Genomic DNA, 16,957 nt, shown 5'->3' with positions numbered 1-16,957 from the left:
GTCGGGGACCGGGTGGGGGGAGAATGCAGGGCATGCAGTCACAGCCACATCCGAACGTGCAGGCGGTGCAGCGGGCGCTCGACGAGGCGGGGGCGCGGGACGGGTCCGGCCACGCCAGCGCCGTCCGGCTGCTGCCCGCGGCGGTGCACACCGCCGCCGCGGCGGCCTCGGCGCTCGGCGTCGACGTCGGCGCCATCGCCAACTCGCTGGTCTTCGACGCGGACGGCAGGCCGCTGCTGGTGCTCACCTCCGGCGCGCACCGGGTGGACACCGCCGGGCTGGCCGCCACGCTGGGCGTGACCCACCTGCGCCGGGCCACCCCCGACTTCGTCAAGCGGCACACCGGCCAGGTGATCGGCGGGGTCGCCCCGGTCGGCCACCCCGGGCCGCTGCGCACCCTGGTCGACACCGCCCTCGAGGGGTACCCCGAGCTGTGGGCGGCCGGCGGCGTGCCGCAGGCGGTGTTCCCCACCACGTACGCGGAACTGCTGCGGATCACCGGCGGCGACCCGGCCGGGGTGGCGTGAACCCAGCCCTGGTCACGCTGCACGTGTGGCGCGTCCCCCGGCGGGCGGTGCCCGGGGCGCTGGCCCGGATGGCCACCCACCCGACGCGGCTGCGCCGGCTGCCCGGCGTCCGCTTCGCCAAGCTGCTCGGCACCGGGACCGGCACCGGCTTCGGGCCGGGCGACGCCGACCTGACCCGGTGGGCCGCGCTGGTGGTCTGGGACTCCCCGGCCGACGCGACCCGCTTCGACGCCGCCCCGGTCGCCCGTTCCTGGGCCCGGATCGCCGACGCCGCCGTCCGGGTGGACCTGCGCCCGCTGACCAGCCGGGGCCGGTGGTCCGGGCGGGAGCCGTTCGGCACGCCGGCCGGCGGGCGGGCCACCGGGCCGGTGCTGGCGCTGACCCGGGCCCGGCTGCGGGCCCGTCGGGCGGCCACGTTCTGGCGGGCCATCCCGCCGGTCGCCGCCGAGCTGCACGCCGCACCCGGGCTGCTCGCCCGGTTCGGCGTCGGCGAGGCGCCGCTGGGCTGGCAGGGCACGGTGAGCGTGTGGCGTGACCCGGCGGACCTGGTCGCGTTCGCGTACCGTTCCCCCGAGCACCGCGCCGCGATCACCCGTACCCCCACCGAGGGCTGGTACGCGGAGGAACTGTTCGCGCGGTTCGCGGTGGGCGACGTCGTCGGCGACCGCACGGTGCTCGGCTGGGTCGCCGCCGAGGGCGGCCCCGACTCCGCGAGAGGGAACGCATGAGGCTGGTGCGGTGGACGCCGGACGACCTGGTCCGGCGGCTGGACGACGTGGTCGCCGTCTACGGCGAGGCGATGGGCTACCGCCCCGACCTGCTGGAGGCCCGGCGCGGCTACATCGCCACCCACGTCCGCCGACCCGGGTTCCGGGCCGTCGCCAGTCTCACCACCGAGGGGCACCTGGCCGGCTTCGGGTACGGCTACCTCGGGGCCACCGGCCAGTGGTGGCACGACCAGGTGCACCGGGCGTTGGACGCGGAGGCCCGGCAGCGCTGGCTGGCCCGCCCGTTCGAGGTGGTCGAGCTGCACGTCCGTCCACCCGCGCAGGGACACGGCGTGGGCGCCCGCCAGCTCCGCGCGCTGCTCACCATGGCCGAGGGCGACACCACGTTGCTCTCCACCCCGGAGGCGGACGAGCAGGCGTCGCGGGCCTGGCGGCTCTACCGCCGGTTCGGCTTCGTCGACGTGCTGCGGCACTTCCACTTCCCCGGCGACGAGCGGCCGTTCGGGGTGCTCGGCCGGGACCTGCCGCTGCCCGCCCCCGGGCCGGAGCCGGCGTGAGCCTCCGCCGGCTGCCCTGGGCGCTGCTGGCCGTGCTGGTTCTCGCCCAGATCTGCTATCCGCTCACCGGCGGCGCGACCCGGGCCGGGCTGACCGTGGCCACCGTGGTGCTCGGCTGGCTGCTCTCCGTCGGCCACGCGCTGCTCACCCGGGGCGCCCGGGCCGCGACCGCGCTGGTCGCGGTCGTCACCGGCGGCGGCTTCGCGGTCGAGGCGGTCGGCGTGGCCACCGGGTTCCCGTTCGGCAGCTACGACTACTCCGGTGAGCTGGGCCCGAAGCTGGCCGGCGTGCCGCTGATCATCCCGCTGGCCTGGACCTGGATGGCCTGGCCGGCGTGGCTCACCGCGGTCCGGCTCACCCGATCCCGCGCCGCCCGGGTCGCGCTCGCGGCGGTGGGGCTCGCCGCGTGGGACCTGTTCCTCGACCCGCAGATGGTGGCCGAGGGCTACTGGACCTGGCGGGACGCCACCCCGGCGCTGCCCGGCCTGCCCGGCATCCCGGTCAGCAACTATCTCGGCTGGCTGGGCTTCGCGGTGCTGCTGGCCGTCGCGCTGCGTCCGCTCGCCGGGCCGGCCGTCGACCGGGTGGACGGCCGGGACGCCCCGATGTTCACGCTCTACCTCTGGACGTACGCCTCCAGCGTGCTGGCGCACGCGGTCTTCCTCCGGCTGCCCGCGTCCGCGCTATGGGGCGCGGCCGGCATGGCGATGGCCGCGGTGCCGCTGGCGGTGGTGCTGTGGCGGGCCCGCCGCGACCGCGCCGCCGCCCCGGCTCCCGTGCCCCGGGTCGACGCGCCGGCATGACCGCCGCCCTCGCGCTGGTGGTGGCGGTCGCCGCGCTCACCGGGCACACGCTCGTCAACGCCGTCGCCTGGCTGCGCCGCCCGACCGGCGGCCCGGCCGAGGTGACCGGGCCGGTGGCGGTGCTGCTGCCGCTGCGCGACGAGGCCGAGCGGGTCACCCCGTGCCTGCGCGCGCTGCTCGCCCAGCGCGGCGTGCCCGGGTTGCGGATCGTGGTGCTCGACGACGGGTCCACCGACGGCACCGCCGACGTGGTCCGCGCGGTGGCCGGCGCCGACAGGCGGGTCACGCTGCTCACCGGCGTCGCGCCGCCGCCCGGCTGGCTGGGCAAGCCGCACGCCTGCTGGCAGCTCGCCACCCGCGTCGATCCGGAGCCGACAGTGCTGGCGTTCGTCGACGCCGACGTGGTGCTCACCCCGTACGCGGTCGCGGCGGCGGTGACCGAGCTGCGCGCGGCGGGCGCGACGCTGCTGTCGCCGTACCCCCGGATCGTGGTGCGGACGGCGGCCGACCGGCTGGTGCAGCCGCTGTTGCAGTGGTTGTGGCTGACGTTCCTGCCGCTGCGCGCGATGGAACGCTCGCGGCGGCCCTCGCTGGCCGCCGCGGGCGGGCAGTTCCTGGTCGTGGACCGGGCCGGCTACCTGCGGGCCGGCGGGCACGCGGCGGTGGCCGACAAGGTGCTGGAGGACATCGAGCTGGCCCGGGCGGTGAAGCGGGCCGGCGGCCGGATCGCGCTGGCCGACGGCTCCCGGCTGGCCACCTGCCGGATGTACGAGGACTGGCCGCAGCTACGCGACGGCTACACCAAGTCGCTCTGGGCCTCGTTCGGGCACCCGGCCGGCGCCGCCGCCGTGCTGGCCCTGCTGTTCCTGCTCTACACCGTGCCGCCGCTGCTGGCCGTGGCCGCGCTGGCGGCCGGCACGCCGGCGGTGGCCGGCGTGGCGTTCGGCGCCTACCTGGCCGGCGTCGCGGGACGCGTGGTCAGCGCCCGGGCCACCGGCGGTCGGGCCTGGCCCGACGCGCTGGCCCACCCCGTGTCGGTCGTGGTCCTGGGTTGGTTGACCGTCCGGTCGTACCATCTGCGGAAGCGACGCCGGCTCACCTGGCGGGGTCGCCCGGTCACCTAGGAGGGCACCCATGGCGCGCATCGTGGTCATCGGCGCCGGCGTGGGCGGGCTCGCCACCGCCGCCCGGCTCGCGGTCACCGGGCACGACGTCACCGTCCTGGAACGGGCCGGCACGGTCGGCGGCAAGCTCGGCCGCTACACGCACCACACCCCGGAGGGGACGTGGCGCTTCGACACCGGGCCGAGCCTGGTCACCCTGCCGCAGGTCTTCCACGACCTGTTCGAGGCCACCGGCGCGAAGCTCGACGAGTACCTCGACCTGGTCCCGGTGGACCCGATCGTGCGGCACGTCTTCCCCGGCGGCGGGCCGACGCTGGACTCCTGCGCCGACCCGGACGAGTTCGCCGCCCGGATCGGCGCCGTGTTCGGCGACCGGTCCGCCGCCGACTGGCGGCGGCTGTGGCGCCGCGCCGACCGGGTCTGGGCGGCCTCGCACCGGGACATCCTGCGCCGCACCGTGGACTCGCCGCGCGACCTCGCCGCGCTGGCCTGGCGGCTGGGCGACCTCGCCGCCATCGGGCCCGGCCGCACGCTGCGCGGGTTGGGCCGGAAGTACCTGTCCGACCCGCGGCTGCGGATGCTGCTGGACCGGTACGCCACCTACACCGGCGCCGACCCGCGCCGCGCGCCGGCCGCGCTGGTCGCCGTCCCCTACGCCGAGCTGACGTACGGCGGCTGGTACCTGCGCGGCGGGCTGGGCACGCTCGCCGACGCGCTGCTGTCCCGCTGCCTGGACCTGGGCGTGCGGATCCGCACCGGCGCGGCGGTCACCGGCATCGACGCCGCCGGCGGCCGGGTGCACGGGGTACGCGTCGCCGGATCGGCCGCGCCGGTCCCCGCCGACGTGGTGGTGGCCAACACCGACGCGCTCACCGTCTACCGGGACCTGCTGCCCGACCCGCGCCGGTTGGCCGCGCTCACCGACCGCAGCCTCGCCGGTTTCGTGCTGCTGCTCGGCGTGCGCGGCGACTCCGGGCTCGCCCACCACAACGTCTTCTTCCCGCGCGACTACGACGCCGAGTTCGACGCCGTCTTCGGCGACCCCGGTCGCGGCGTGCGGGCCCGCCCGACGCCCGACCCGACCGTGTTCGTCACCGCCGCCGACGATCCGGCGGTCCGCCCCGACGGCCACGAGGCCTGGTTCGTGCTGGTCAACGCGCCCCGGCACGGCACCGCCCCGGACGCGGTGGACTGGCGGCGGCCGGGGCTGGCCGAGGCGTACGCGGATCGCGTCCTCGACGTGCTCGCCGAGCGCGGCGTGGACGTGCGGGACCGGCTGGTGTTCTCAGAGATCCGCACCCCGGCCGACCTGGACGCGGCCACCGGCGCGCCGGGCGGGTCGATCTACGGCACCGCGGGCGGGCTGCTGCGCCCGGCGAACCGGGGGCCGGCGGCCGGGCTCTGGCTGGTCGGCGGCTCCACCCACCCCGGCGGCGGCCTCCCCATGGTGACGCTCTCCGCCGAGATCGTCGCCGACGCCATCGGCCCTGCGTGGTAAGGCGGGGCCCCTTCTCGCTACCTCGACAGGCGGTCAGCCGGCGTCGACGAGGGCACGGCGGACCGCGGAGAGCAACTGCCCGAGCCCGAAGCCGGCGAGCAGCACCCACACCGTGGTCGCCATGGTGACGGTGCCGGCGGTCAGGTCGGCGTCGACCAGCCCGGTGAGCCCGGCTACCAGCAGCCCGACCAGGGCCACCGAGACCCGGGTGGGCCGTTCCCCCACGGTGACCGCGCCGATCTCCCGCATCCCGGCCGAGACGGACCGGGCCCGCACGTACTCGTGCAGCCAGGACAGTCCGCCGGCCGCGGCGACCAGCGCGCCGGGCGCGCCGAGCAGCCAGAACGCGATCAGCCAGGCCACCTCGCCGAGCCGGTCGGCGACCGAGTCGTAGACGTAGCCCAGCCGGGTGGTGCGGCCGGTGGCCACCGCCACCGCGCCGTCGACGCTGTCCGCCACGGCGGCCAGCAGCACGAACAGCGCGCCCAGGAACGGCCCGTCGCCGGCCCGGCCCACCAGCAGGGGTACGCAGAAGCAGAGCAGCACCCCGAACACGGTCACCGCGGTCGGGCCGACGCGCAGCCGGCCCAGCACGAAGCCCACGTGATAGGCGAAGCGCAGCCAGGCGCGCACCACCGGCGCGGCGCTACGGGGATCGAACCCACCGTGCAGCCGCGCCCACGCGGTCGCGTACTGGTCCCAGTTCAGCTGTGTGCCCACCACGGATCAACCGTAGAAGGGTGGCCCGGGTGTCGTGTGGGCGGTGGTCACACCCGCGCGTCGGCCCGCAGCCGCTGCCACACCTCGCGGGTCGCGGTGGACCGGTTGAGCGTGATGAAGTGGATTCCCGGCACGCCCTCGTCCAGCAGCTTCCCGCACATCTCGCCGGCCTGCTCGACGCCGAGCCGGTGGACCGCCTCGGGGTCGTCGGCCACCCGCTCGAACCGCTCGGCCAGCGCCGGTGGGAACGGCGCGCCGGAGAGCTGCACCGACCGCGCGATGGTGCCGATCTGGGTCACCGGCATCACCCCGGCGAGGATCGGGGTGTCACAGCCGGTGGCGGCGACCCGGTCGCGCAGCCGCAGGTAGTCGTCGGCGTCGAAGAACATCTGGGTGATGGCGAACTCGGCGCCGGCCCGGCACTTACGGACGAAGTGCGCGGTGTCGCTGTCCACGTCCGGCGAGCGCGGGTGCTTGTACGGGAAAGCGGCCACGCCGACGCTGAAGTCACCGCTGTCGCGGACCAGGCGGACCAGGTCCTCGGCGTACCGGACGCCCTCGGGGTGCGCGATCCACTCGCCACCCGGGTCACCCGGCGGGTCGCCCCGCACGGCGAGCACGTTGCGCACACCGACCGAGGCCAGCCGGCCGATCACGTGGCGCAACTCGGCGGTGGAGTGGTTGACGGCGGTGAGGTGCGCCATCGGCAGCAGCGTGGTTTCGGTGGCGATCCGTTCGGTCACCGCGACCGTGGTGTCCCGGGTCGAGCCGCCGGCGCCGTACGTGATCGAGACGAACGAGGGGCGCAGCGGCTCCAGCTCGCGGATCGCCTGCCAGAGCAGCTTCTCCCCGGCGTCGGTCTTCGGTGGGAAGAACTCGAACGAGAAGGTCGGTTGGCCGTCACGGATCAGCTCCCCGATGGCCGGCTGGGGGTTGGGGAGGACCGAGGGTAGACCGAGCGCCACGGACCGACTGTAGCCGGACCGGACCGCCGTGCCGAGGACCTTCCCAGTCCACGAACGGGTCGGCCCCGGAACGTCGCACCCCCGGAGTAGGAACGACGGCAGCGCGGCGGGCGGCCGGTGGCCGGCCCGGGGGCCCGCGCGGGGGTCGCCCGACGGCGACGCGCCGGTGCGGCACGGCCGGGCGTCCGCGTCGCCACCGCGCCGTCGCCCCGGAGGTCCCGATGTTCCCGTCCCCGCCGTCCGGCCCCCGCCCGCTCGGGCCGCTCCTGGCCGAGCTGCGGGCCGCCCGCGGCTGGAGCCAGCAGCGGATCGCCGCCGAGCTGTGCGCCGCCGCCGGCGTGCCCACACTCACCCGGCACGAGGTGTCCCGGTGGGAGCGGCAGCGCCGGCTCCCCGGCGACTTCTGGTCCGCCTGGCTGGCGACGGTCCTCGGCGTCCCGGACGAGCTGATCGCCGAGGCCGCGGCCCTCAGCCGCCAGCTCCGCCGCGGGCCGGCCGCCCGGCCGCCCGGGCCGCCCGTCCCGCCACCCGGGCCGCCCGTCCCGCCACCCGGGCCGCCCGTCCCGCCACCCGGGCCGCCGGTCGTCCGAGCCGGGGGTCCGGCGCCGCCCGGGGTCGCACCGGTCACCCGCGCCCACCCGCCCGCGTCGGGCCGGCCCCCGCACCCGGGCGGCCCGGGGCCGACGCCGACGCGCACGCGGACCGAACCGGCGCGGACCCAAACAGCGCGGACGCGGACCGGACCCGCTGGACGCGGACCGAACCGGCGCGGACCCAAGCAGCGCGGACGCGGACCGGATCCGCTGGACGCGGACCGAACCGGCGCGGACCCAAGCAGCGCGGACGCGGGCCGGACCGCGCCGGGCGGCGTGCCGGGGCGGCGACGAGGCGTGTCCGGCGGGAACCGGCTAGCGTCGTGGCGTGACCCATGCTGCTCCCGTCTCCCCCGTCGACCGCGCCGGCCTGCGCCAGCGGATCGACAAGGCGCTCACCGAGTTCCTCGCCGGCCAGCGGGCCTGGCTGACCACTGTCGACGACGGCCTGCTGCCGGTCGCCGAGGCGATCGAGGCGTTCGTGCTGGGTGGCGGGAAGCGGCTGCGCCCGGCGTTCGGCTACTGGGGCTTCCGGGGGGCCGGCGGGGTCGACTCCGACCAGGTCGTCGCCACTCTGGCCGCGCTGGAGTTCGTCCAGGCCAGCGCGCTGATCCACGACGACCTGATGGACCGGTCGGACACCCGGCGGGGCGAGCCGGCGGTGCACCGGCGGTTCGCCGCCCGGCACCGCGCGGCCGGCTGGGGCGGCGACGCCGACTCCTTCGGTGACGCCGCCGCGATCCTGCTGGGCGACCTCTGCCTGGTCTGGTCCGACGAGCTGCTGCACTCCGCCGGCCTGCCCCCGGCGACGGTGGCGCGGGCCCGGCCGGTCTTCGACGAGATGCGCACCGAGGTGACCGTCGGGCAGTACCTGGACGTGCTGACCCAGGCCACCGGCGACACCTCGCTCGAGCGGGCCGGCAAGGTGGCCCGGTACAAGTCGGCGAAGTACACCGTCGAGCGTCCGCTGCTGCTGGGCGCGGCGCTGGCCAACGCTCCGGCCGAGGTGCACGCGGCCTACTCGGCGTACGGGCTGCCGCTGGGTGAGGCGTTCCAGCTCCGCGACGACGTGCTGGGGGTGTTCGGCGACCCGGAGCGCACCGGCAAGCCGGCCGGCGACGACCTGCGCGAGGGCAAGCGGACGTACCTGGTGGCAGCCGCGCTGGAGGCGCTCGACCCGGCCGGCCGGGAGCTGCTGCTGGGCGGGCTCGGCGAGCCGGGTCTGGACGCCGCCGGGGTGACCCGGCTCCGCGAGCTGATCACCACGAGCGGCGCGCTGGAGCGCACCGAGCGCCGGATCGCCACGCTGACCGAGGGCGCGCTGGCCGCGCTGACCGCCGTGGACCTGGACACCGAGGCCCGCCAGGCCCTTGTCGACCTGGCCATCGCCGCCACCCGCCGCACCGACTGACCCACCCGTCGCCCCATCCTCACCCCCCACCCCAAGATCCGCGCTGTTTCACGGAAAGCGTGGTCATTTCGCGCGCGATGGCCACGCTTTCCGTGAATCTGCGGTGCCGGGTGGGGGGGTGCGGGGTGGGGGGTGGGTGCGGAAGGGGGCGGGGTTAGAAGGCGACGGCCTGGGCTCGGCGTTTGACCTCGCGCGCCAGGTCGCCGGAGAGGGCGGCGGCGGGCGTGCCGGGGAGCGACGGGTCCTCCCGGTAGAGCCAGCGCAGGGCCTCTTCGTCGTCGTACCCGGCGTCGGCGAGCAGGTTGAGCACGCCGGGCAGGTGCTTGAGCACGATGTGGTTGGCCACCAGGTCGGCCGGGATCCGGCGGACGCCGTCGCGGCGCACCGCGAGCAGCTCCCGGTCCCGGATCATCTGGTGCACCTTGCTGATCGACAGGTCGAGACGCTCGGCCACGTCCGGCAGCGTCAGCCAGCCGGCCGGGTCGGTCGGTCCGGGCAGGTCGGCTCCGGTCTCGGCGGGTACGGAATCGGTCACCAGAACACCCTGCCACGTGCCCGCCGCGCCCGGCGCACGGCACCCCCGGACGGCCCGTGGAGTGTGGCGGCCCACCCTCGTCGTACCCCGGCGGTAGCATCCTGTTCAACCTTCACCCTCCCGACACATAGACTGCCTGCCGATGGACACACAGGTCGCCGACACGTTGCTGGGCTCGCTGATCGACGGGCGCTACCGCATTCGCGGTCGCGTGGCTCGTGGCGGCATGGCGACCGTGTACACCGCCACCGACGAGCGCCTGGAGCGCACCGTGGCGGTCAAGATCATTCATCCCACCCAGGCGCCCCAGGCGCGGGCCCGGATGGCCGGCTTCGTCGACCGCTTCACCGACGAGGCGAAGACCATCGCCCGGCTCACCCACCCGAACGTGGTCGCGGTCTACGACCAGGGCATCCACGCCGGCCTGCCCTACCTGGTCATGGAGTACGTCCGTGGCCGCACGCTGCGCGACGTGCTCGCCGAGCGGCGGCGGCTCCGCCCGGACGAGGCGCTCGCCATCGCCGAGCAGATGCTCGCCGCGATCGCCGCCGCCCACCGGGCCGGTCTCGTGCACCGCGACGTCAAGCCGGAGAACGTCCTGGTCGCCGAGGCACCCGCCGGCGTCGGCGGCAACCTCGTCGACAGCGTGGTCAAGGTGGCGGACTTCGGGCTGGCCCGGGCCGTCGAGGCCAGCGCCGAGGAGGAGAACGGCAACCAGCTCATGGCGACCGTGGCCTACGTGGCGCCGGAGCTGGTCACCCAGGGGCACGCGGACCCGCGCACCGACGTCTACTCGGCCGGCATCGTGCTGTTCGAGATGCTCACCGGCCGGGTGCCCTACGACGGCGACCGCCCGGTGGAGGTCGCCTGGCAGCACGTCGACCGGGACGTGCCGGCGCCGTCGACCCTGGTCCCGGCGCTGCCGCCGGTCCTCGACGCGCTTGTCGCCCGGTCCACCCGGCGGGATCCGGCCGCCCGCCCGGCCGACGCCGCCGCGCTGTTGACCGAGGTGCAGTCCGCCCGCGAGGAGCTGGGCAACCCGCACGCGCACACCGCCGTGCTGCGCCAGCTCAGCGACGACACGGCGGTGTTGAGCCAGCCGACCCAGGTGGTGGCCGCCGTCCGCCCGGCGGAGCGGCCGGCCTGGGCCCGGCTGCCGGAGGGGGGCGGCGCGCAGCAGCCGCACCGGCGTCGCGCCGACGAGCCGGCGGGGCTGGGCAAGCGGCTGGCCGCCCTGCGTACCCGGGTCATGGGCTCGCCGCGCGGTCGGCTGGCCGTCGCCGCGGCGGTCGTGGTGCTCGGCCTGGTGGCCGCGGTGGGCGGTTGGTGGTTCGGGGTGGGCCGGTACACGGTCGCGCCGCAACTGGTGAGCCTCACCAAGGCCGAGGCGGAGGCGCAGGCCCAGCGCGGCGGCTTCACGCTGCGCTACGCCGACGCCCGCTACGACGAAAAGGTGCCCAAGGACACCGTGCTCGGGCAGGCGCCGGGTTCGGCCGCCCGGATCGTCAAGGGCGGCGCCATCACGCTGACGCTGTCCCTCGGCCCGGAGCGGCTGCCGGTGCCGGACGTGGTGGGCAAGGACTTCGAACTGGCCCAGACCGAGCTGACCGACGCCAAGCTGGCGCCGGCCAAGGGCGCCTCCCGCTACGACGACGCGTTGCCGGCCGGGGTGGTGCTGGCCACCGACCCCAAGGTGGGCACCGTGGTCAAGCCCGGGTCGAAGGTGACGCTGATCCTCAGCAAGGGCCGCGCCCCGGTGACCGTGCCCAACCTGGTCGGCAAGAACGTCAACGAGGCCCGGGGCATCCTCGGAAAGCTCGGGCTGACGCCGGAGGAGAACTACAAGGACTCCGACAAGCCGAAGGACGAGATCCTCGGCCAGAGCCCGGCCGACGGCACCGGCGTGGAGAAGGGCGCGAAGGTCAAGCTGGAGATCAGCAAGGGCCCGCCCCAGGTGGCCGTGCCCCGCGTCGTCGACATGCCCTGCCAGCAGGCCAAGCAGACGCTGGAGAGCCAGGGCTTCCCGGTCAACGTCCAGCTCAACCCGAACGGCGTGGTCCGGCTCCAGAACCCGGCCGAGAACACGCCGGTGCCGCCGGGCACCACGGTCACGGTGACCTGCCTGTGAGCCCGGCGGAGGCGACCGGCGGGCGCCGGCGGGTGGGTTCGCACACCCCCACCTCCGGTGGGCTGGCGCGGGCGGCGCTGCCGTACGCCGAGGCCGCCGCGTCCGAGGTGGTGCAGGTCTACGTCTCCAACTCGCGGGGCTGGGCGCTGCCGGCGGGCGACCCGGCGCAGGACGCGCTGTTCCGCGACGGCTGCGGCGAGCGTGGCCTGCCGGTGTTCATCCACGCCTCGCTGCTGGTCAACCTCGGCTCCCCCACTCCGGCGACGGTCACCCGGTCGGCCGAGACGCTGGCCCACGCACTGCGCCGGGGCCGGGCGATCGGCGCCGAGGGCGTGGTGTTCCACGCCGGCAGTTCGGTCGACGCCGGGCACGCGGAGGCGGCGCTGCGGCAGGTCCGGGAGTCACTGCTCCCGCTGCTGGACGAGACCGCTGCCGTCGGGGGGCCGATGCTGCTGGTCGAGCCGAGCGCCGGGGGCGGCCGGTCGCTGGCCTCCCGGGTCGAGCACCTCGGTCCCTACCTGGACGCGGTCGACCGGCACCCGATGCTCGGGGTCTGCTTCGACACCTGTCACGCCTGGGCCGCCGGGCACGACCTGGCCGCCGAGGGCGGCATGACCGCCACGCTGGACACGCTGGTCGCCACCGTGGGCGCCGACCGGCTGCGGCTGGTGCACGCCAACGACTCGAAGGACCTGTGCGGCTCCACCCGGGACCGGCACGAGAACATCGGCAAGGGCAGCATCGGCGAGCCGGCGTTCGCCGAGCTGATGCGCCACCCGGCCACCGCGGGCGTGCCGGTGCTGGTGGAGACCCCCACGGAGAAGCACGTCGGCCACGCCGCCGACATCGCCACCCTCAAGCGCCTCCACCCCTGACGGCGGAGGCCACCCGCCCGCCCCGCCGCCGGAAGGTTGATCAAGGAGTTCGCGTCGCGGTCCGCGCCCGGAACCGACACGAACTCCTTGATCACGAAGTGGGGTGGGGCGGGGTGGGCGGGGGCAGGGTTAGGAGCGGAGGATGTGGGCCAGGATCTCGGCGGCGCGGTCGACCTGGGCGTCGGTGACGTCCAGGTGGGTGACCAGCCGGGCGGTACGCGGGCCGAGCACCGAGATCAACAGGCCCTCCGCCCGGGCGGCGGTCGCGAGGTCGTGCGCGTCGAGCGGGTGCTTGGTGAGGTCCAGCGGCACGATGTTGGTCCGCACCCCGGTCGCGAGCACCCCGTGCGGGGCGACCGCCTCGGCCAGCCGGGCGGCCTTGGCGTGGTCCTCGGCGAGCCGCTCGACGTGGTGCGCCAGCGCGTACCGGCCGGCGGCGGCGAGGATGCCGACCTGCCGCATGCCGCCGCCCATCCGCTTGCGCAGGAACCGGGCCCGGGCGATCTTCTCGGCGCTGCCCACCACCAGCGAGCCGACCGGCGCGCCCAGCCCCTTGGAGAGGCAGACCGAAAGCGTGTCGAACAGCGCGCCGTACTCCGCCAGCGGCACCCCGTCGGCCACGTGCGCGTGCCAGATCCGGGCGCCGTCGCAGTGCAGCGCGAGCCCGTGCTCGTCGGCGACCTCCCGCAACCGGCGCAGCGTCGACAGCGGGACCACCCCGCCGCCGCCCCGGTTGTGGGTCTGCTCGACCGCGATCGCCCGGGTCGGCACCGCGAAGTAGCCGTCCGGCCGGATCATCCCGACGACCACGTCGGGGTCCAGCTCCGCGCCCACCGCCGGCCAGGTCCGGGTGGAGATCCCGGCGTACGCGGCGGCAGCGCCGACCTCGTACGTGACGACGTGTGCGTCGGCGTCGCAGAGCAGCTCGTCACCGGGCGGCACGAGCAACTGGAGCGCGAGCTGGTTGGCCATCGAACCGCTCGGGGCGAACAGCGCCGCCTCGTGCCCGAACCGGGCCGCCACCTCGGCCTCGAGCGCGGCGACGGTCGGGTCCTCGCCGTAGACGTCGTCGCCCACCTCGGCGGTGGCCATCGCCTCCCGCATCGCCGGCGTCGGCCGGGTCACGGTGTCCGTCCGAAGATCGATCAACGGGTCAGCCACTGTCATCCCTCCGGCCGCCGACTGCGGGGCTCGCAAGCTCACTCCTCGCGTCAGCCACTGTCATCCCTCCGGCCGCCGACTGCGGGGCTCGCAAGCTCACTCCTCGCGTCAGCCACGGAGCATCTCCGCCACCAGGAAGGCCAGCTCCAGCGACTGCTGGGTGTTCAGGCGCGGGTCGCAGGCGGTCTCGTACCGGTCGGGCAGGTCGAGGTCCTCGATGCCCTGGGCGCCGCCGAGACACTCGGTGACGTCCTCACCGGTCAGCTCGACGTGCAGGCCGCCCGGGTGGGTCTCCAGCCCTCGGTGCACCTCGAAGTAGCCGAGCACCTCGTCGACGATCCGGTCGAAGTGCCGGGTCTTGTAGCCGTTCGAGGACTCGTGGGTGTTGCCGTGCATCGGGTCGCACTGCCAGACCACCTTGGCGCCGGCCGCGGTGACCTTGGCGACGATCGGCGGCAGCGCGTCCCGGACCCGGTGGTTGCCCATCCGGCTGATCAGGGTGAGCCGGCCGGGGACGTTTTCCGGGTTGAGCTTCTCGCACAGCTCGATCGCCTCGTCCGGCGTGGTGGTGGGGCCGAGCTTGACGCCGATCGGGTTGGCGATCCGGGAGATGAAGTCGATGTGCGCCCCGTCGATCTGCCGGGTCCGCTCGCCGATCCAGAGGAAGTGCCCGGACAGGCCGTACGCCCGGCGGTCGGAGATCCGGGTGAGGGCCCGGTCGTACTCCAGCGCGAGCGCCTCGTGGGAGCAGTAGAGCGTGACCGTGCGCAGGGCCTCCTCGTCGGTCATCCCGCAGGCCCGGATGAAGGCGATGGCGCGGTCGATCTCCCGGGCGATCGCCTCGTAGCGCTCGCCGGCCGGGGACTGCCTGACGAAGTCCTTGTTCCAGTCGTGCACGGCGTGCAGGTCGGCCAGTCCACCGGCCAGGTAGGCCCGCATCATGTTCATCGCGGCGGCCGAGTTCGCGTACGCCCGGATCATGCGCTGCGGGTCGGCGACCCGCGCCTCCGGCGTGGCCTCCAGCGAATTGATCATGTCACCGCGGTACGCGGGCAGGCCGCGCGCGTCGGTGGGCAGCGACCGGGGCTTGGTGTACTGCCCGGCGACTCGGGCCACCTTGACCACCGGCAGCGACGCGCCGTAGGTGAGCACGATCGCCATCTGGAGCAGCGTGCGGGCGTTGGCCAGCAGGTGACTCTCGGTGTTGTCGGCGAACGTCTCCGCGCAGTCGCCGCCCTGGAGCAGGAACGCCTTGCCCTCGCAGACCAGGGCCAGCCGCCGCCGGAGCTGGTCGACCTCGTAGGGCGCGACCACGGACGGCACCGTGTCGAGCACGGTACAGACCTCGGCGACCTGCGCGGGGTCGGTCCAGGGCGGGGTCTGCGCGCGCGGCAGCTCCCGCCAGCGGTCGAGGCCGAGGGCCACGTCCTCGGCGGAGTCGGCGGTCGGGCGGCTGGTCTGGAGACCGGGGCTGCCCACGGCGGGGTGACTCAGCTGATGCCACTCATGGCGCATGAAGGAAAGCGTACGGCGACCGCCCGGAACGCTCTACGCCGAGGGGGACGGTTCCGGTGCGTGGGAGAACCGGGCGGCCGGGTCAGGGCGTGCCGGCCGGCTGGGCGGAGTTGCCGCCCGGGGCCTCGCCGGCGATGCACCAGTCCGCGCCGGTGCGGGTGACCGTGAACAGCAGCGCGCGGGTGGCCGTCCGGGACCCGGCGGCGACCGTTACCGAGGCGCTCACCTCCTGGCCACGCGGCCCGGTGCGGACGTCGGTGATGGTGGCCTGCGGCACCGTGAAATGGTCGGCGAAGTCGCCGTTGGGGCCGGTGGCGGACGTGTCGAAGGCGGCCTGGAGCGGGGCGCAGAGCTGGCTGCGGCCGGCGGCGACGTCGCGGGCGGTCAGCGCGTCGAGGTACGCCTGCACCCGCTCCCGGCTCTTGGCGGCCGCCTCCCGCGCCGGCGCCTGCTGTGTCGCGGGAGCGGAGCCCTCGGTGGTCTCGTCGTCGCCGCAGGCGGTCAGCGCGACCGGCAGGAGCGCGAGCAGGACGGTGGCGGTCGCCATCTTCCGGTGCTGCTGACCCATCCGTCCTCCCATCGGTGCCGGGGCACCGTGACGTGCCCGACCGGCGAGTGTGTCACACCGACCCGCACGCCGGTCACCGGCCTCCCATCCTCGCCTCGATCGCCCCGTCCGGCCAGACGGCACGCCTGTGACCGGCGACCCGGCCGGACGATCACTAGTCTCGGATGGGCGCGGCGACACCCTGCCGCGCACTTCTCGGAGGTGACGAAGCATCCTCACCGTGACATCCGTCGACACCGCGTGGCTGCCCCCGGCCGAACGGTTCGACTTCTGGCAGGACCTCGTCGCGCGGCAGTCGACGACGGCCACGATCCGGAGCGCGCACGCGGACGACTTCACCGCCTCGGCTCGTGTGATCGACCTCGGCACGCTCCGCCTCGGCGTCTGGCGTTACCCGCCCCTGGAGCTCATCCGTTGCGCGCACATGATCGACAGCGGCGATCCGGAGCTGTACCACCTCGTGCTGCCGCTGTCCGGGCGCGGGGTGGTGACCCAGCAGCGTCGCGAGGCGCCGCTCGACCCGTCGGCGTTCACTCTCGTCGACACCGTCCGACCCCACGGCTCCCGGTTGCGACTCGACGGCGCGACGGCGGGGCCGGTGGAGACGCTGACCGTCCTGGTGCCGCACCGGGCGTTGCCGTTGGCGCCGCACCGGCTGGCGGAGCTGTTCGCCGCCGAGATCCCGGCCCGCACCGGGATGGGCGCGCTGCTCGCCGCGTTCCTGCGGCGGATCGTCGCGCACCCGGAGCAGTACGCGGCGGCCGACGCGGCCGACCTCGACCGGGTCGCCCTGGACCTGATCGCCGGCACCCTGGCCCGGCGGCTGGACGTCGAGCGGGACCTGCCGGTCGACACCCGGGTCACCGGGCTCCGGGTGCGGGTGACGGCGTTCGTCCGGCAGCACCTGACCGATCCGGGGCTCTCCCCGGCCGCCGTCGCGGCGGCGCACCACCTGTCGTTGCGGTCGCTGCACCGGCTCTTCGAGGGCACCGGTACGACGGTCGGCGGCATGATCCGTGCCGGCCGGCTGGAGCGGGCGGCCCGGGAGCTGGCCGACCCGGGGCTGCGGCGGTTGAGCGTCGCGCAGATCGGCGTCCGCTGCGGGTTCGCGCACCCGGCGCACTTCAGCCGCGCGTTCCGGGCCGCCTACGGGTCGTCCCCGGGCGAGCACCGGCAACGGGCCGCCCGGGGTTGACCACGCGGGCGGGGAGGGGCTGGTGCGGCCCCTCCCCGCCGGGTGGGTGGTGCG

General features: G+C 75.6%; 16 protein-coding genes and 1 pseudogene. 11 read left to right on the top strand and 6 right to left on the bottom strand.

Annotation, left to right across the window (positions count from 1 at the left end):
• Window positions 1–32 precede the first annotated feature (32 nt).
• From VKK44_RS06420 to VKK44_RS06395, 6 genes are read left to right on the top strand one after another with little or no spacing between them, the layout of a single operon-like run.
• Complete coding sequence (locus VKK44_RS06420; RefSeq protein ID WP_343445917.1) at window positions 33–527, top strand: YbaK/EbsC family protein; 495 nt, start codon at window positions 33–35, stop codon at window positions 525–527.
• Entirely contained in the window at window positions 524–1,255 is a 732-nt protein-coding gene (locus VKK44_RS06415; protein WP_343445916.1) for a monooxygenase, read from the top strand. Before VKK44_RS06420 ends, VKK44_RS06415 begins: the two co-directional genes overlap by 4 nt.
• Window positions 1,252–1,812: a GNAT family N-acetyltransferase gene (locus tag VKK44_RS06410; RefSeq protein ID WP_343445915.1), complete on the top strand. Its 561-nt coding sequence runs from the start codon at window positions 1,252–1,254 to the stop codon at window positions 1,810–1,812. The genes VKK44_RS06415 and VKK44_RS06410 overlap by 4 nt, the downstream gene beginning before the upstream one ends.
• Entirely contained in the window at window positions 1,809–2,615 is an 807-nt protein-coding gene (locus tag VKK44_RS06405) for a carotenoid biosynthesis protein (RefSeq protein WP_343445914.1), read from the top strand. Before VKK44_RS06410 ends, VKK44_RS06405 begins: the two co-directional genes overlap by 4 nt.
• A complete protein-coding gene (locus VKK44_RS06400) occupies window positions 2,612–3,739 on the top strand; it encodes a glycosyltransferase family 2 protein (RefSeq protein ID WP_343445913.1) in 1,128 nt (375 codons plus the stop codon). Before VKK44_RS06405 ends, VKK44_RS06400 begins: the two co-directional genes overlap by 4 nt.
• Window positions 3,740–3,749: 10 nt before the next feature.
• Window positions 3,750–5,237, top strand: a complete 1,488-nt coding sequence (locus VKK44_RS06395) for a phytoene desaturase family protein (RefSeq protein ID WP_343445912.1) — start codon at window positions 3,750–3,752, stop codon at window positions 5,235–5,237.
• 33 nt (window positions 5,238–5,270) lie between these two features.
• Here VKK44_RS06395 and VKK44_RS06390 read toward each other — a convergent pair whose 3' ends face one another.
• Entirely contained in the window at window positions 5,271–5,960 is a 690-nt protein-coding gene (locus VKK44_RS06390) for a CDP-alcohol phosphatidyltransferase family protein (protein WP_343445911.1), read from the bottom strand.
• A 44-nt stretch (window positions 5,961–6,004) separates the two neighbouring features.
• Window positions 6,005–6,922, bottom strand: a complete 918-nt coding sequence (gene metF, locus VKK44_RS06385; protein ID WP_343445910.1) for a methylenetetrahydrofolate reductase [NAD(P)H] — start codon at window positions 6,920–6,922, stop codon at window positions 6,005–6,007.
• Between the two features lie 221 nt (window positions 6,923–7,143).
• On the opposite strand from metF, the pseudogene VKK44_RS06380 reads away from it, so the two are divergent.
• Together VKK44_RS06380 and VKK44_RS06375 are read left to right on the top strand one after the other, a co-directional pair.
• Window positions 7,144–7,320 (top strand): annotated as a pseudogene (locus VKK44_RS06380) (helix-turn-helix domain-containing protein); the annotation flags it as partial.
• 523 nt (window positions 7,321–7,843) lie between these two features.
• A complete protein-coding gene (locus VKK44_RS06375) occupies window positions 7,844–8,926 on the top strand; it encodes a polyprenyl synthetase family protein (protein ID WP_343445909.1) in 1,083 nt (360 codons plus the stop codon).
• Between the two features lie 154 nt (window positions 8,927–9,080).
• Here VKK44_RS06375 and VKK44_RS06370 read toward each other — a convergent pair whose 3' ends face one another.
• Complete coding sequence (locus VKK44_RS06370; protein ID WP_343445907.1) at window positions 9,081–9,461, bottom strand: Rv2175c family DNA-binding protein; 381 nt, start codon at window positions 9,459–9,461, stop codon at window positions 9,081–9,083.
• 142 nt (window positions 9,462–9,603) lie between these two features.
• Here VKK44_RS06370 and pknB point away from each other — a divergent pair, with 142 nt between their 5' ends.
• Entirely contained in the window at window positions 9,604–11,589 is a 1,986-nt protein-coding gene (gene pknB / locus VKK44_RS06365) for a Stk1 family PASTA domain-containing Ser/Thr kinase (protein ID WP_343445906.1), read from the top strand.
• Window positions 11,586–12,464 carry a deoxyribonuclease IV gene (locus VKK44_RS06360; RefSeq protein ID WP_343445905.1) on the top strand — a complete coding sequence of 293 codons (879 nt, stop codon included), beginning with the start codon at window positions 11,586–11,588 and terminating at the stop codon, window positions 12,462–12,464. The genes pknB and VKK44_RS06360 overlap by 4 nt, the downstream gene beginning before the upstream one ends.
• A gap of 129 nt (window positions 12,465–12,593) precedes the next feature.
• Here the strand turns inward: VKK44_RS06360 and VKK44_RS06355 are convergent, their stop codons facing one another.
• The 3 genes from VKK44_RS06355 to VKK44_RS06345 form a co-directional block, all read right to left on the bottom strand.
• On the bottom strand, window positions 12,594–13,613 hold the full coding sequence (locus VKK44_RS06355; RefSeq protein ID WP_343447695.1) for a threonine aldolase family protein: 1,020 nt from the start codon (window positions 13,611–13,613) through the stop codon (window positions 12,594–12,596).
• A gap of 120 nt (window positions 13,614–13,733) precedes the next feature.
• Window positions 13,734–15,140, bottom strand: coding sequence for a class II 3-deoxy-7-phosphoheptulonate synthase (locus VKK44_RS06350; RefSeq protein ID WP_343445904.1), 1,407 nt, complete (start codon window positions 15,138–15,140; stop codon window positions 13,734–13,736).
• A gap of 82 nt (window positions 15,141–15,222) precedes the next feature.
• A complete protein-coding gene (locus tag VKK44_RS06345; protein ID WP_343445903.1) occupies window positions 15,223–15,708 on the bottom strand; it encodes a hypothetical protein in 486 nt (161 codons plus the stop codon).
• A 220-nt stretch (window positions 15,709–15,928) separates the two neighbouring features.
• Here VKK44_RS06345 and VKK44_RS06340 point away from each other — a divergent pair, with 220 nt between their 5' ends.
• Window positions 15,929–16,903 carry an AraC-like ligand-binding domain-containing protein gene (locus VKK44_RS06340; RefSeq protein ID WP_343445902.1) on the top strand — a complete coding sequence of 325 codons (975 nt, stop codon included), beginning with the start codon at window positions 15,929–15,931 and terminating at the stop codon, window positions 16,901–16,903.
• Window positions 16,904–16,957: the final 54 nt, after the last annotated feature.

Origin of the sequence: Micromonospora sp. DSM 45708, assembly GCF_039566955.1 — a bacterium.
Taxonomy (GTDB): Bacteria; Actinomycetota; Actinomycetes; order Mycobacteriales; family Micromonosporaceae; genus Micromonospora.
The sequence above is the reverse complement of the archived record's forward strand: the minus strand, read 5'-3'. Positions and strand labels throughout refer to the sequence as shown.